This is a genomic window from Qipengyuania flavescens (genome assembly GCF_029688735.1).
Classification (GTDB): Bacteria; Pseudomonadota; Alphaproteobacteria; order Sphingomonadales; family Sphingomonadaceae; genus Qipengyuania.
This window is the reverse complement of the sequence record NZ_JARULD010000001.1, coordinates 103,194-118,891: the sequence shown is the minus strand read 5'-3', so window position 1 is coordinate 118,891 and position 15,698 is coordinate 103,194. Positions and strand designations below refer to the sequence as shown.

The window sequence follows — 15,698 nt, the reverse complement described above, 5'->3', positions numbered from 1 at the left end:
GGCGGGGGGTATGGACACGCACGAGCAGGACCCGACACAGGTCACCCGGCTGGACGATGGCGTCGAGCCGGGTGTCTGGCGTTATGAGAAGGTCAAGCGGGCTGCCGTCATCATCGATGCGGCCGATTATTTCTCCGCAATGCAGGCTGCGATGCTTGAGGCCAGGCACCGCATCTTCCTGATCGGATGGGACTTCGACACTCGTATCCATCTCGCCGAAGGTCGCAGCTGGTGGCAGCGCAGCTACAAGGACAAATACCCGGCGCGGTTGGGGAGCTTCTTTTCGTGGCTGATGCGCAATCGACCGACACTTGAAATCCGGATCCTGAAATGGAGCTTCGGTGTATTCAAGTTCGTCGTGCGCGGATCGATGTGGTGGGACCTGATTCGTTGGGCGCGGCACCGCCGAATCGACTTCAAATTCGACAGCGCACATCCGGTTGGGTGCAGCCACCACCAAAAGATCGCCGTCCTCGATAATTCGCTGGCGGTGTGCGGCGGGATCGACATGACGGTCAAGCGCTGGGACACGCGCGACCATGCCGAAGACAACCCGCTGCGCAAAACGCCGCGTGGGCAGGCTTACGAGCCTTGGCACGATGCCTCGATGATGATGGAAGGCGATATTGCCGATGCGTTGAGCGAATTGGGCCGCGACCGCTGGATTCGCGCCGGCGGGACGCCCTTGCTGCCGATCCAGAAACGGGAAGAGAGCCTTTGGCCTAAAGGGCTGGAGGCGACGTTCGAAGACGTCGAGATCGGCATCGCCCGCACGCGCGCCGAGTATCGCGACTGGAAGGAAGTTCGCGAGATCGAGACCCTGTTCGTCGAGCATATCAAGCGGGCGAAGAAATTCATCTACGCTGAGAGCCAGTATTTCGCATCGCGCGCGATCGCAGAGGCGATATTGGAGCGGGTGCAAGAAGACGATCCGCCCGAAATCGTCATCGTCCATCCTGCACACGCCGATGGCTGGCTGGAGCAACAGGCGATGGACCATACCCGTGCCGAACTGGTCAAATGTATCGAGGATAGCGACAAGAAGGGCCGCTTCAGCATCTGGACGCCTGTCAGCGGCATCACGCACATTTACGTGCACGCGAAAATCATGATCGTCGATGACGAGATTTTCCGAATCGGTTCGGCGAATATGAACAACCGCTCCATGGGGCTCGACAGCGAATGCGACGTATTCGTCGATTGCACGCGCGAAGGAAACGAGCACGCTTGCGAAGCGATTGCGAAAATCCGCTACTCCCTGCTGGCCGAGCATTGCGGGCTGGACGAGGAAGAAGTTCCCGAGTTGCTAGAGCAGCAGGGATCGATGACCGCGATGATCGATCATTCCATCACAGAGGATGGCCGCAACCTGATACGATACCATCCGCCCGAATTGAACGGAGCGCAGGAAGAGGTCGCGGAAAGCGGTATGCTCGACCCCGAACGCCCCGACGATATGTTCGAGCCGTTTGCCAAAGGCGGCCTTTTCCGCAAAGGGAGCAGGCTCGAACGGGCTCGCAACCGATGGAAAGGCAAGTGGCGTAAATGAGCAGCCTGGTTGGACCAGACGAAGACGATCCGCGCGGCAAACCGCCGGTCCCGGAACACGTGCAGGATGCGATCCGCACGCTCATCGAATGGACGGGCGACGATCCTTCACGCGAGGGGTTGCTGGATACGCCCGGGCGTGTGGCACGCGCGTGGAAGGAATATTGCGTCGGCTACACCGAAGATCCGGCCATTCACCTCGACCGCGTGTTCGAGGAAGTTGGCGGCTATAACGAGATCGTCCTGCTCAAGGATATTCCGTTCCAGTCGCATTGCGAGCACCACATGGCCCCGATCATCGGCAAGGCGGCAATCGCTTACCTGCCGAACGATCGCGTAGTGGGTATCTCGAAACTCGCCCGCGTTTTGCATGGCTTCGCGCGTCGGCTGCAAGTGCAAGAGCGGCTGACCGCCGAAGTCGCCGACTGCATCTGGGAAAACCTGGAACCGCAGGGCGTCGCGGTGGTGATCGAAGCGTCGCACAGTTGCATGACGGCACGCGGCGTCCGTACGCCGGGGGTGGGCATGATCACCAGCCGGATGATGGGCACGTTCCTCGAAGACCAGCGCAGCCGCAAGGAAGTGCTGAGCCTGATGGGCTACGGCTGACCGCTCAGTCGCCGATCAGTTTTTCCAGAAAACCGCGGGACTTGCGTTTCGGCGCCGTCTCGCCGGCAAGGCCGTATAGGTAGTTACCGAGCTGCACGGCCTGCTCCCGCGTGAGGAAATAGCGGAAATCGCGCACATCGTCGGGCTGGTCCGGTGTTTTCCGGGCGCTCTGCATCAGCAGCATGATGCGCTGACCCGCCGGACTCGAGTCCCAGCCAAGCAGCACGCCGAAATCCTCATCGGCGGACGGCGCAGTCGCTTGTCCGGTTTCGCTTTTCTTGGCTCCCATGCGGATACGACTGCGCCCCGCCTTGCGATTCGGGCAAGGCGGGGCGCGCTATTGTCCGCAGCTGGGACGGCTTTCGTTGTCAGAGCTGGCCGAGCATATGCTCCGCGCTGGACACCGAGAAATCGCCCGGCGCTTCGACGTTAAGTTCTTTCACCACGCCATCCTCGACCACCATCGAATAACGCTGACCGCGCTTGCCCATGCCGAAGCCCGAGCCGTCCATGGTAAGACCGACCGCTTCCGCGAAATCGCCATTGCCATCGGCCAGCATGGTGATGTCGTCACTGCCGGCAGACGACTTCCAGGCCCCCATTACGAAAGCGTCGTTGACGGCCGTGGCCACGATTTCGTCCACGCCCTTGGCTTTCAGCTCGTCGGCCTTCTCGACATAGCCAGGAAGATGGCGCGCCGAACAGGTCGGCGTGAAGGCACCCGGAACCGAGAACAGGGCAACCGTCTTGCCCTTGAAGTACTCGCCGGACTGAACTTGTTCAGGGCCGTTTTCCGTCGCCTTGACCAGGGTCACATCGGGCAGCTTGTCGCCCACCGAAATCGTCATCGCTGAATTCCTTGTCTGTCCCGTCCGGTGTCGAGGTAGGCCGCGCGGGCTGCCCTTGCAACCGCTGTCCCGGCGAGAATTGTCTTGTCGGACACTCGCCCGGCGGCAAGCCGAGCGGCAGGTGCCGAGAATTGCTTTCGCCCGAGGGAGGGGGTAGGGGCGGCGCCATACGGCATCGCCCCTTTTCGCGTGCGAGGCCATTCTTTTCAAATATCTCTCGAGGACATGAGCGTGACCGCATTTTCCGACTACGTTGTCAAGGACATCGCGCTGGCCGATTACGGCCGCGCGGAAATCAATATCGCCGAAACCGAAATGCCGGGCCTGATGGCCCTGCGCGAGGAATATGGCGAAGAGCAGCCGCTGAAGGGCGCGCGCATCACCGGCTCGCTGCACATGACCATCCAGACCGCTGTGCTGATCGAAACGCTGGTCGCGCTGGGCGCCGACGTGCGCTGGGCGACGTGCAACATCTTCTCGACGCAGGACCATGCAGCCGCTGCCATCGCAGCGCAGGACATCCCTGTCTTTGCCATCAAAGGCGAGAGTCTGGCCGATTACTGGGACTATGTCGGCAAGATCTTCGACTGGTCGACGGACGAGGACCCCGACCAGACCGCCAATATCATCCTAGACGATGGCGGCGATGCGACCATGTTCGCCCTTTGGGGGGCCCGCATCGAAGCCGGCGAGGAACTGCCCGAGCCGCAGAATGCCGAGGAAATCGAATTCCAGCGCGCGCTCAAGGCTTTCCTGAAGGATCGCCCCGGCTATCTTACCAACTCGGTGAAGAACATTGTCGGCGTTTCGGAAGAAACCACCACCGGCGTCCACCGCCTCTACCACCTCGCCAAGCAGGGCAAGCTGCCGTTCCCGGCGATCAACGTGAACGACAGCGTCACCAAGTCGAAATTCGACAATCTCTATGGCTGCCGCGAATCGCTGGTCGATGCCATCCGCCGCGCGACGGACGTGATGCTGTCGGGCAAGGTCGCCTGCGTCGCCGGCTTCGGCGATGTCGGCAAGGGTTCGGCCCAGTCGCTCCGCAATGGCGGTGCGCGCGTGCTCGTGACAGAAATCGACCCGATCTGTGCCCTGCAAGCGGCGATGGACGGCTTCGAAGTCGTGACCATGGAAGAGGCCGTGAAGGTCGCGGACATCTTCTGCACCGCCACCGGCAACGAGCACGTCATTACCGCCGAACACATGAAAGCGATGAAGGACAAGGCGATCGTCTGCAACATCGGCCACTTCGACAGCGAGATCCAGATCTCGGCGCTCGACAATTACGAGTGGACCGAACTCAAGCCCGGCACCGACCTCGTCAAGTTCCCCGACGGCAAGGAAATCATCGTGCTTGGTCAGGGGCGCCTGGTGAACCTCGCCTGCGCGACCGGCCACCCGAGCTTCGTGATGAGCTTCAGCTTCACGAACCAGACGCTCGCGCAGATCGAGCTGTGGACCAAGGGCGACGAGTACAAGAACGACGTCTACGTCCTGCCCAAGCATCTCGACGAAAAGGTCGCTGCGCTGCACCTCGACAAGCTCGGCGTGAAGCTGACCGAGCTCAGCCAGAAGCAGGCCGATTACATCGGCGTTCCGGTCGAAGGGCCGTTCAAGCCCGAACATTATCGCTACTGATCGATGATCCTTTGCGGGGAGTTGCAATGGCTTGCCATTGCATCCCCGCGACAGGCGGCATAGCTGGCAGGTAATGGAAATATCGCCTGCATTGCTGGCCCTCGTCGGGTTGTTGCTTGCGCTCTGGACCGCTGCGGCGGTCTGGGTGATGCTGCGCGCGAGCGGGCGGGAGCAGAAGTTCGCCTCCACCCGCAAGTCGGCGCTGCGGATGGCGCGGATGCTGGAGGAATCGCCTGCGGTTCCATTGCTCGTGCGGGCCGATGGCCGGATCGAAGCGCCCGACCGTTTCGCGCGTTGGCTAGGCCTTTTGAAAGTGCCGGAGTTTCTCAGCGAACTGACCGGCGCCGATGGCAACGGCCTCAGCGAAGAACAGGTCGAAGAGCTCACGAGCAAGGTTCGTCGCACGCAGAAGACCGCAAAGCCCTTCCGCATGTCGCTCGCCGTGCCGGGGTCGGAGCGCGCGCTGACGCTGAGCGGGACGTTGGCCGACCCGGCGGTTTCGCCCAATGGTGCCGCGCTGGTCTGGGTGTTCGACTATAGCGAAAGCCAGACGGAGCTGAGCCAGCTTCGCGAGGAAGCGGCCCGCGCCAAGGACGATTTCGGCGCGCTCGTCGGCCTGATCGAAGCGGCGCCCATGCCCATGTGGTTCCGCGGCGGCGACATGAAACTGCGCCTCGTCAACCGCGCCTATGTCGAAGCAGTCGGCGCGCAGAGCGCTGACGAAGTGGTCACCAAGCAGGTCGAGCTGGTCGAGACCGTCGGCGGGCGCAGCGCATCGCAAGTCGCGCAGCAGGCCGCCGATCGCCGCCAGCCGATCGAGCGCATCGTGTCCGCCACGATCAACGAAGCACGGCGCACGATCCGCGTTACCGACCTGCCATTGGTCGGCGAGGGCATTGCTGGTTACGCGGTCGATATCGAGGAAATGGAAGAGCAGGCCCGCGAATTCCGGGCTTTCCGCGAAGCGCAGCGCTCCATGCTCGACCAGCTCTCCATCGGCGTCGCGCAATTCGATGCGCAGCACCGCATGACCTTTGCGAACCAGCCGTTCCACCGCGTTTTTGCCCTCCCGCCGGGCGTGGTGAACGATCGCACGACGTTCGAGCACATGCTGCTGATCGCGCGCGAGGCGGGGCGCATTCCCGAAGTCCGAGATTTCCCATCGTGGCGCAACGAGCTGGTCAACTGGTTCCAGCGCGACGAACCGCACGAAGAGGCTTGGCCGCTTTCCGACAGCACGCATTTGCGCGTCGTCGCCCAGCCGCTGCCCGATGGCGGCCTGGTGATGATTGCCGAAGACCGGACCGAGCAACTCGCCCTGTCGGCCACGCGCGACACCCTGCTGCGGACGCGCACCGCGACATTCGACAGCCTGTTCGAGGCGCTCGCGGTATTTGCGCCAGACGGCCATTTGGAGCTGTGGAACCGCAGCTTCCCCGGCGCCTGGGGGCTGGAGCCTGAAGTCGTCGATGGGCACCCGCAGGCGGAAGACTTGCTGGAAGCCATCGCGGGCAATCTTGCCGATCCCGGAGCTATCGACGTGGTCGGCAATACCATCCGCTCGGCCACCCTGGACCGGAAGAAGCGCACGGCCAGGGTCGAGCTGGCGGACGGGCGCACGCTCGATCTCGAAGGGGTCCCACTGCCCGACGGCAACGGCCTCCTGACCGTGCTCGACGTAACTGCATCGCAGCAGGCCGAAGAGGCTCTGCGCGAGCGGAACCGGGCGCTCGAGGAAGCGGATGCCGTGATGACGCGCTTCCTCGCCAATATGAGCTATGAATTCCGCACACCGCTGACCTCCATCGGCGGGTTCGCCGAACTGCTCTCCAGCGGCATCGCCGGCGAACTCAGTCCGCAAGCGGTGGAATATGTGCAGGCCATCTCGCTGTCGGTCGGCAAGCTGACCGAGCAGGTCGAAAACGTCCTCGACCTGTCGCAAAGCGAAGCGGGGCTGATGCCGCTGAACACCGCGAAGATCGAACTGCTGCCCTTCATCACGCAGGTGGTGCGGGCGGAGGAAAAGCGGATCGTCGACGGCGGCCTTACGCTCGATCTCAAGGGCGGGGCAGGCAAGGTCGTGACCGCCGACCCGCAACAGCTCCGCCGCGCAATTGCCAATTTGCTCGACAATGCTATTTCGGCGACCCCGCAGGGAGGCCGCATTCTCGTCGAGCTCGGCAAGTCGCGCGGCGAGACGAAGATCGTGATCTCGGACAATGGCCGCGGCATGAACCAGCATGAACTGGCGCGAGCGCTCGAAGGCATTCGCATGGCGGCGGACGGCAAGGGGATCGAACGGCGCCATGGCCTCGGCATCCCGCTCGCCCGGCAGCTGATCGAAGCGCATGACGGCAAGCTGGAAATCGTCAGCCGCCCGAGTTCCGGCACGACCGCGACAATCACGCTGCCGTGACGATTGCCTTACCCGATCTCGCTGCGATGGAGGCCTTGGGTGCGCGGATTGCCGGCTTGCTCCAGCCGGGCGATGTCGTAGCGCTGACCGGCGATCTCGGCACCGGAAAGACAACGCTGGCGCGCGCCATCATTGCCGCTCTTGGTCATCAGGGCGAAGTGCCGTCACCGACCTTCACGATCATCGAAACCTACGACGCTTTGCACCCGCCCATAGTGCACGCCGATTTCTACCGTCTCCGCCATCCCGACGAAGTGTACGAGCTGGGCCTCGACGATTACCGCGACGGTGCCGCACTCATCGCGGAGTGGCCCGATCATGCGGGCGGGTTCGCGCATGAGCCGGGCTGCCTTTCCATAACGCTCGAAAAAGTGGGCGAGGGGCGCGTAGCCGTTGTAACCGCAGGCGAGACTTGGCAAAGCCGCTGGCCATGAGCGCAACGCTACCCCACGGGCTTCACGCATTTCTCGGCGATACCGAATGGGAGGGGGCGGAGATCGCCCCGCTCGTCGGCGATGCCAGTTTCCGCCGCTATTTCCGCCTCCGCCTGGGCGATCGGAGCGCGATGCTGATGCATGCGCCGCCGCCGGAGGAAGATCCGAAACCGTTCCTGCATGTCGCCGATTGGCTGACCGCAAACGGGACGCGGGGGCCGGAAATCTATCTTCAGGATGCGGACGCCGGATGGGTGCTGACCGAGGACTTCGGCGACCACCGCGTGCGCGAATGGATCGACGATCATCCCGACGACGAGCACGACATCTATGCCGGAGCGATCGAGGCGCTGGTCAAGCTGCACACGCTGCCGCCGGGGCCGTTCCCGCCATACGATATGGCGACCTATTTACGCGAGGTGGACCTCTTCACCGAATGGTACTGCCCCGCCGCAGGTCTTGATGTCGATCAGAAGGGTTGGACAGCAGCGTGGCGCGAGGTGCTGGAGCCATTGCTGTCGCGACAGGACCCCGGCGTCACCGTGCTGCGCGATTATCATGCGGAGAACATCATGCTGTTGGAGCCGGGCAAACTCGGCGGCGAGCAGGGCCTGATCGATTTCCAAGACGCGCTGGTCGGACACCCGGCTTACGATCTCGTCAGCCTGCTGCAGGATGCGCGGCGCGACGTCTCCGAACAGTTGGAGCATGACATGCTGTGCCGCTACCGTGCCGCAGCCGATCCGGGCGAGGATTTCGAGGCCGACTACGCGCGGCTCGGCGCGCAGCGGAATGCCAAGATCGTCGGCATCTTCACCCGCCTCTACAAACGCGATGGCAAGTCCCGCTATCTCGCGATGATCCCGCGCGTATGGCACGCGATGGAGCGCGACCTCGCGCATCCGGTCGCGGCGCCCCTCGCGGCGTGGTTCGCGGCGAACATCCCGGTCGAACTCCGGGAGAATGGAGGCGGCGAAATCGCATGACCGCTCTTGTCTCCGACACCGCGATGCTGATGGCCGCCGGGCTCGGCAAGCGGATGCGCCCGCTGACGGCCACAACGCCCAAACCCTTGGTGCGGGTGGCCGGCAAGCCACTGATCGACCGCGCGCTCGACCGCATCGAGGACGCGGGGATCGAGAAGGCACTGGTCAATGTCCACTATCTCGCCGACGCTATCGAGGCCCATGTCGGACCACGCAAAGCGCCGGCGATCAGCTTCTCCGACGAGCGCGATCAGTTGCTTGAGACCGGCGGCGGCATGGTCAAGGCTCAGGCCGCCGGCCAGCTGCCCGACCCGTTCTTCGCCTGCAATGCTGACAGCATCTGGCTCGACGGACCGCGCAATGCTTTCGCCGAGCTTTCCGCGCGGTGGGACCCCGAGCGGATGGACGCGCTGCTGCTTGTCGTCAGCCACGTCCGGGCCTTCAATTTCGACGGCACGGGAGATTTCTACATGGATGCGGCCGGGCGGTTGACCCGTAAGCAGCCGGAACGGATCGCGCCGTTTATCTACACCGGCATCCAGGTCGTGTCGCACCGTCTGCTCCGCGATGCGCCCGAAGGCAAATTTTCGACCAATATCCTGTGGGATCGCGCGATCGGGGAAGGGCGGCTGTTCGGCCTCGCCTTCACCGGCGAATGGTACGAAGTCGGCACGCCGCAGCACATCGCGCCGACCGAGGAAGCGCTGCGGGGTGGCTGAGCGCCCCGAGCCCAGCATCTATTCCATCGCCGCGCACCGCGGGTTCGCCGACGCTCTCGTCGCGGGCCTCGCGCCGCGCTATCGCGAGCCGGACTTCGGCCTCGCGCGTCTGACGCTGTTGCTCCCGAGCAGCCGGGCGCGCCGCACTGTCTCGGAAGCGTTCATCCGCCATGCGGGCGAGTCCGGCGAGAGCGGCCTACTGATGCCGCGCATGGCGATCATCGGCGATCTGGATCTCGACGAGACGCTCGGCCCGCTGCTCGATCCGCTCGGCGCGAGCGACATTCCCCCGGCGATCGATCCGCAGCGGCGGCTGTTCCGGTTGGCGCAGCTGATCGGCGAGGAGCTCGGCGAGAAGGCACCGGGCGGCGCGGGTCTCCTGCGCCTCGCGCGGGATGCGGCTTCGACCATGGACCGACTGCTGGTCGAAGGGGTCGGGCCGGAGGAGCTGGTCGGCGATCAGGTGCTCGACCTGTTCGGTTCGCTGGCTTCGCATTGGCAGGATAGCCTGCGGCTTTTCGCGACCGTTCAGGCAAAATGGCTCGCCGAACTGGACGCGCTGGGCATGCTCGATCAGGCCGCGCGGCGGAACCGGCTGTTCGATCATGCAGCTGCTTCGTGGCGCAGGGAGCCGCCCGCCACGCCGGTGATCGCAGCGGGTGTGACGAGCGCAGCGCCGTCGCTTGCGAACCTGCTGCGCGTGATCGCCCATATGCCGCGAGGGGCGGTGATCCTTCCTGATTTCGATCTGACGATAGATCAGGCGACCTGGGACGAATTGGGCAGGGCGGGTGCCGCGCCCGAGCCGGGAGGCACGCCGTTCGCGAAAGATGACGCGTTCACGCACCCGCAATATCACCTGAAGCTCCTGCTCAATCGCATGGCGATCCGGCGCGAGGAGGTACAGCCGTGGCATCGCAAGGGCATGACCGCCGCTCCACCAGAGCGCAGCCATGCGATAGGTTCGCTGTTCCTGCCGCCGGAGGCCAGCAAGAACTGGATCGATCTTCCGGCGGAGAAGCGGCGCCTTTCGGGTGTGCGTCTGATGACGACCGCCAATCCGGAGGAAGAGGCGCAGGCTATCGCGCTGCTGGTGCGCGAGGCAGTCGAAGAGCCTGAGCAGCGCGTAGCGGTCGTGACACCGGATCGCGGGTTGGCCCGGCGGGTCGTCCATCATCTGGAACGGTGGAATATCGTCGCCGACGATTCTGCCGGACGTCCGCTGTCATCGACTGCGGCGGGCCGGCTGCTGCTCCTGCTCGCCGAGGTAATGGCGGAGGATGCCGCGCCGGTTCCGCTGATGGCGTTGCTGGGCCATCCGCTGGTTCGCGGCAACATGGAGCGCGGGACATGGCTGCGCCAGCTGCGCCGCGTTGAGCGCGAACTGCGAGGACCACGCATGACCGGCGGTCTCGAACCGGTAAGCAAGATTGTCGCGAAGCTTTCGAAAAACTATCCCAAGGTCGCTGAGTGGTTGGCGCAAGTCGAGACGGGGGTCACCCCCTTGCTGGACCTGCCGGATGAGTTGCCGCTCGCCGATCTGCTCGACGCTCTGGTGCTCGCCGGAGAAGCGCTATGCGGCGAGGTTCTGTGGGCGCGCGAAGACGGCCGCTCGCTCGCCCAATTCGTCGAAGATATGCGGGCCAATGCGCGCGAAGTGAATTTCACGCTGGCGCGCAAGGAGGCTCCCGTCGCCCTTCGCGATGCGATGGAGCAAGTTGCGGTGCGGCCACCCTATGGCGGCCATGCCCGCGTGCAGGTACTCGGCCTGCTCGAAAGTCGCATGAACCGCGCGGATCTCGTCATCTGCGGAGGCCTCAACGAAGGTAGCTGGCCGCCTCGCGGTAGCGTGGATTCCTTGCTGGCACCGCCATTGCTCCGCGCACTCGGCGTTCCCGCAGGCGACTTCCGGCTCGGCCTGTCTGCACACGACCTCGCCGGGGCTCTCGGCGCACCGCAAGTTGTGCTGAGTCGGGCCGAGCGTGACGAAAGCGGCCCGACCATCCCTTCGCGCTTCCTCCTCCGGGTCGAAGCCTTGCTCGGCAGCCTCGCGGAGAATCATCGGGAACGTCGGATGGTGCAACTTGCACGTGCAATGGGTCGCGCCAAGCCGATGGAGCCACACCCGCGGCCCGCGCCGGTGCCGACTGCGGAGCAGCGCGATGTCGACATCTCCGCCACAGCGCTCGACCGGTTGCTCGGCGATCCGTATCAATTCTACGCGCAAAAAATCCTGCAATTGTCTGACCTCGACACGCTCGATGCAGAACCCGGGCCGCTGTGGCAGGGCAACGCCGCGCACTTGATCCTCCAGCGCTGGCACGAAGCCCGCGAGAGCGACCCGTGTGCTCCTCTGGCCCCGATCATGGACAGTGTGCTGGATGAGGAAGGGGCCGACCCGGTGACGCGCGGGCTGTGGCAACCGCGGCTCGAAGCGGCTCTGCGCTGGATCGAGGAGCAGGTCGATGGTGCGCCCGAGCGCAAGGTGTTGGCCGTCGAGAAGAAGGGCGCGATGATCTACGACAATGTCCGCGTCCATGGCCGGGCGGACCGGATCGACAAGCTGCCCAATGGCGGCCTCGCCATCGTCGATTACAAGACCGGCTCACCGCCCAGCGCTGCCATGGTCGAGCAGGGCTTCGCGCTGCAACTCGGCATCCTCGGCCTGATTACGGAGCGGGGCGGGTTCGATGGCCTCGCCGGCGATCCGGAAAGCTACGAATACTGGTCGCTTGGCAAGGCCAAGGGCGAGAACGCGCATGGTTTCGGCTATATCGAAGTGCCGCTGAAGGTGGGCAACAAGCGCAGCGGTGTTCCGCCCGAGGAGTTCCTGCCGCTGACCGCCGCCAAGCTGTCCGAAGCGATTGCCCGGTTCGTCAAAGGCTCCGATCCCTTCACCGCGCGCGAGAACCCCGACTATCCAGCCTACGATACTTACGACCAGCTGATGCGCCTCGACGAGTGGATCGCGACGCAGGACGGGGAGGGCGCGGCATGAGCGGCATTGTCTATCCCCTCCAGGGTAAGCAGCGCCCGGCGGTCGAGCCGCAAGACAGCGTCTGGCTCTCGGCCAGCGCGGGCACCGGCAAAACGCAGGTCCTCTCCGCGCGCGTGCTTCGCCTGCTGCTGGAGCCGGGAGCGGACCCCTCCCAGATTTTATGTCTGACCTTCACCAAGGCTGGCGCGGCGGAGATGGCGGTGCGCGTCAATTCGGTGCTGGCGCGCTGGGTGCGGATGGACGCGGTCAGGCTTGCCGAGGAGCTGGGCTATCTGGGCGCGCCGATCGATCCCGAGACCCAGTCACGCGCCCGTGCGCTGTTTGCGCGCGTGCTCGATTGTCCCGGCGGCGGGCTGCGGATCGATACGATCCATGCCTTTGCGCAATATCTGTTGGCGGCATTTCCCGGCGAGGCGGGACTCTTGCCGGGATCGCGGCCGATGGAAGACCGCGAGCGCGACTTGCTGAGCCGCGAGGTGCTGCAAGATTTGCTGCAGGAGGGCGATGCCCGAATTATCGAAGCGGTAGGCGAGATGAGCCAACGCAAGGGACCCGACGCCGTGCGCGGTTGGTTGATGCGCTGCGCACGTCACATGGACTTGTGGGAAGGACCGGCAAGCTGGCAGCCCCCGATGCAGCCCCGCATCCGCCAGCTGCTCGGCATACCGAGCGATGCCGACGAAAAATGGGTCGCGGACGCCTGCTCGGACGATGCTTTTCCTGTTCAAGACTTGCTCGCTTGCAGCAGGGCCAATGCGGGGTGGGGGACGGCGACGGGGCTCAAAAATGCGGACTTCGCCGCATCCTGGTTGGCAGCCGGTCCGGAACAGCGCCTCGCGACCATCGATGGCTTCTTCGGCACCCTCCTGACGAAGAAGGGCGAGCCGAGCAGGCTGTCGAACCTCGAGAAGATCGATGCGGCCTACCCGGGGCTGATCGCCAGCATTGTCGATGGCGTCCGGCTAATTAGTGAACGCAAGGCGCTGCTCGATCTCGCGGCATTTCTCGCGCCGCAACTGGAAGCGGGCCGGGCCTTTGCGCTCAGATGGCAGGAGGCCAAGCAGCGCGAGGGGCTGGTCGACTTCGATGACCTGATTGCGCGGGCTGCCGAGCTTCTCTCGCGTAGCGATATGGCGGACTGGATCCGCTACAAGCTCGACCGCAGTTTCGACCATATTCTCGTCGACGAAGCGCAGGACACCAACAGCGCGCAATGGGCGATAATCAAGGCGCTGACCGACGACTATTTCTCCGGCGAAGGCGCGCGCGGCAACGCGGTGCGGACGATCTTCACCGTGGGCGACTACAAGCAGGCGATCTTCGGTTTCCAGGGCACCAGCCCGGAGAATTTCCGCAGCGCACGCGACTGGTTTCGCGACCGCATGGATGCGACGGCCGATGCCGCCGAGGCCCTGCGTGACGCGCCGCGCCCGCGGCGGCTCGAGGAATACGGGCTGGAACGCAGTTATCGCACCAATGCCGTGGTGCTCGATTTCGTCGACCGCGCGATCGATGCGATCGGCTATGACGGCCTCGGTCTCGATCGAAGGGACGAGCCACATGTCGGCAGCGACAAGCCCGGGCTGGTGACGCTGTGGAAAGACGTGCGTGTCGCCGAAGATGCCATGGAGGATGCTGACGGCGGCAATGGCTGGCTCGCCCGCCACGACCGCATGATGGCGGACAAGATCGCCCGCCAAGTCAGGCAATGGCTGGACGAGGACGGACCGGGGTTCACCCTCTCCAAGGGTGAGCCACGCCGCGCTACGGCGGGCGACATCATGATCCTCGTCCAGAAACGGCGCGAACTGGCCGCGCTGATTGTTGCGCGCCTCTATCGCCACGGTGTGTCGGTGGCGGGTGTTGACCGCTTGCGCCTGGGCAACCCGCTTGCAGTCAAGGATCTGATGGCTGCGATCCGATTCGCGGCCCAGCCGCTCGACGATCTGACGCTTGCGTCGCTGCTGGTGTCGCCGCTGATCGGCTGGTCGCAGGTAGACCTGCTTGAGCACGGCTTCCGACCACCGAAGGTGCGCCTGTGGGAGCATCTGCGCGACAGTGAGGCGCCGCTGGTGCAAGAAACTGTCGCGACATTGCGCGAAATCCTGCGCCGCGCGGACTTCGACAGCCCGCAGCAATTGCTCCACTGGATCCTCGTCGGACCGATGGATGGCCGCCGCAAGCTGGTCGCACGGCTCGGCCGCGAGGCGAATGATCCGATCGATGAATTGCTCAACGCCGCCAATGCCTACGCCAGCGCGCATGTTGCCAGCCTTCAGGGCTTCATCCGCTGGTTCGATGCGGGCGACGGCGAGTTGAAGCGCGAAGCGGGCGAGGGCGGGGACCAGGTGCGGGTGATGACCGTGCACGGCTCCAAGGGTCTGCAAGCACCGATCGTGATCCTTGCCGATGCGGCCATCTGCCCCGATGGCGCAGGGGAACTGGTGCTGGAAGACCGTCCGTTGGGAGCGGACGATGCTCGCGCCGTGCCGCTGCCGGGCCTTACGAAAGACGAGAAGGTTGGGCCGGTCGCGGAGGTCGATGCGGCTGAAACGGCCAAGGCGATGCAGGAGCACTGGCGGCTGCTCTATGTCGCGATGACCCGCGCGGAGGAAGCGCTGTTCATCGGCGGGTCGCTCGGGCCGCGCGATGCAAAGAACGGGCCGCATGAGGATAGCTGGTATGCGCGGCTGCGCGACCTGTTCGATTCGGACGCGGGGCTGGAGGACGAGATCTGGGGCGCACGGTGGGAGATCGGCGCGCTGGGGCCATCGGTGCCGCCAAGTGCCGAAGTCGAAACGAATTCGACCCCCCAGCTACCGGCTTGGGCGACCACTCCGGTTGGTCCCGAACCGCGCCCGCCACGTCCCCTCTCGCCGTCGGGCCTCGGCGAAGTGGAGGGGAGCGATCCGCCGCTGCCGCCCGATCATGCGGCGCAAGCGGCGCGGCGCGGCACGCTGATCCACGCGCTGCTCGAGCGGATGCCGCAGGTCGCACCCGAGCAGCGCGCCGAGCGGGCGCGCACATGGCTCGCACAGCAGGGAAGCGACTTCGACGCCGAAGCGCGCGAGGAGATGCTCGATCGGGCACTCGCGGTGCTAGATCACCCTGACTTCGGCGCGATTTTCGGACCGGAAGCGCTGGCTGAAATACCCTTGGCCGCGACGGTAGAAGGGCAGGTCGTCATGGGTACGGCCGACCGGCTGCTGGTGACAGCCGATTCGGTGACGGTCGTCGATTTCAAAACTGCGCGGCGGCCCCCTTCCACCATTGATGAGGTCCCCGACAGCACGATGCGCCAGATGGCGGCCTACGTCGCTGCATTGGAGGTGATCTATCCGGGCCGCACGGTCGAGGCAGCCGTGCTCTATACCCAGACACCGCAGCTGATCGCCTTGCCGCCCGCGCGCCTCGATGCCTACAAGGGCGCGTTTGCAGCGCGGCAGGAAAGCTTTGCCCTGCCATCCGTTGAGTAATCGATGCCTGCCCCCAAATGGGC

The 15,698-nt window shown here is 64.7% G+C and carries 11 protein-coding genes; 9 read left to right on the top strand and 2 right to left on the bottom strand.

The window, feature by feature from the left end; genetic code table 11:
- Positions 1 to 10 precede the first annotated feature (10 nt).
- Both P8R33_RS00530 and folE read left to right on the top strand, forming a co-directional pair.
- On the top strand, positions 11 to 1,549 hold the full coding sequence (locus P8R33_RS00530) for a phospholipase D-like domain-containing protein (protein ID WP_278327043.1): 1,539 nt from the start codon (positions 11 to 13) through the stop codon (positions 1,547 to 1,549).
- On the top strand, positions 1,546 to 2,157 hold the full coding sequence (gene folE, locus P8R33_RS00525) for a GTP cyclohydrolase I FolE (protein WP_278327042.1): 612 nt from the start codon (positions 1,546 to 1,548) through the stop codon (positions 2,155 to 2,157). The genes P8R33_RS00530 and folE overlap by 4 nt, the downstream gene beginning before the upstream one ends.
- Positions 2,158 to 2,161: 4 nt before the next feature.
- On the opposite strand, the gene P8R33_RS00520 is transcribed toward folE, so the two are convergent.
- Both P8R33_RS00520 and P8R33_RS00515 read right to left on the bottom strand, forming a co-directional pair.
- Positions 2,162 to 2,446, bottom strand: coding sequence for a hypothetical protein (locus tag P8R33_RS00520; protein ID WP_278327041.1), 285 nt, complete (start codon positions 2,444 to 2,446; stop codon positions 2,162 to 2,164).
- A 79-nt stretch (positions 2,447 to 2,525) separates the two neighbouring features.
- The gene (locus tag P8R33_RS00515) at positions 2,526 to 3,005 is read right to left on the bottom strand and encodes a peroxiredoxin (RefSeq protein ID WP_278327040.1); all 480 of its coding nucleotides are present in this window, start codon (positions 3,003 to 3,005) and stop codon (positions 2,526 to 2,528) included.
- 231 nt (positions 3,006 to 3,236) lie between these two features.
- Between P8R33_RS00515 and ahcY the strand changes: the two genes are divergently transcribed.
- The 7 genes from ahcY to addA all read left to right on the top strand — a co-directional run bounded on the left by ahcY (position 3,237) and on the right by addA (position 15,675).
- Complete coding sequence (gene ahcY, locus P8R33_RS00510; RefSeq protein WP_278327039.1) at positions 3,237 to 4,646, top strand: adenosylhomocysteinase; 1,410 nt, start codon at positions 3,237 to 3,239, stop codon at positions 4,644 to 4,646.
- Between the two features lie 73 nt (positions 4,647 to 4,719).
- Positions 4,720 to 7,062, top strand: coding sequence for a sensor histidine kinase (locus P8R33_RS00505; RefSeq protein WP_278327038.1), 2,343 nt, complete (start codon positions 4,720 to 4,722; stop codon positions 7,060 to 7,062).
- Positions 7,059 to 7,496 (top strand): tRNA (adenosine(37)-N6)-threonylcarbamoyltransferase complex ATPase subunit type 1 TsaE, encoded by a 438-nt coding sequence (gene tsaE / locus P8R33_RS00500; RefSeq protein WP_278327037.1) that lies wholly within the window; start codon positions 7,059 to 7,061, stop codon positions 7,494 to 7,496. Before P8R33_RS00505 ends, tsaE begins: the two co-directional genes overlap by 4 nt.
- Entirely contained in the window at positions 7,493 to 8,482 is a 990-nt protein-coding gene (locus P8R33_RS00495; protein ID WP_278327036.1) for an aminoglycoside phosphotransferase family protein, read from the top strand. Before tsaE ends, P8R33_RS00495 begins: the two co-directional genes overlap by 4 nt.
- Positions 8,479 to 9,201, top strand: coding sequence for a nucleotidyltransferase family protein (locus P8R33_RS00490; RefSeq protein WP_278327035.1), 723 nt, complete (start codon positions 8,479 to 8,481; stop codon positions 9,199 to 9,201). The genes P8R33_RS00495 and P8R33_RS00490 overlap by 4 nt, the downstream gene beginning before the upstream one ends.
- On the top strand, positions 9,194 to 12,199 hold the full coding sequence (gene addB, locus P8R33_RS00485) for a double-strand break repair protein AddB (RefSeq protein ID WP_278327034.1): 3,006 nt from the start codon (positions 9,194 to 9,196) through the stop codon (positions 12,197 to 12,199). The genes P8R33_RS00490 and addB overlap by 8 nt, the downstream gene beginning before the upstream one ends.
- Positions 12,196 to 15,675, top strand: coding sequence for a double-strand break repair helicase AddA (addA, locus tag P8R33_RS00480; protein ID WP_278327033.1), 3,480 nt, complete (start codon positions 12,196 to 12,198; stop codon positions 15,673 to 15,675). The genes addB and addA overlap by 4 nt, the downstream gene beginning before the upstream one ends.
- Positions 15,676 to 15,698 lie beyond the last annotated feature (23 nt).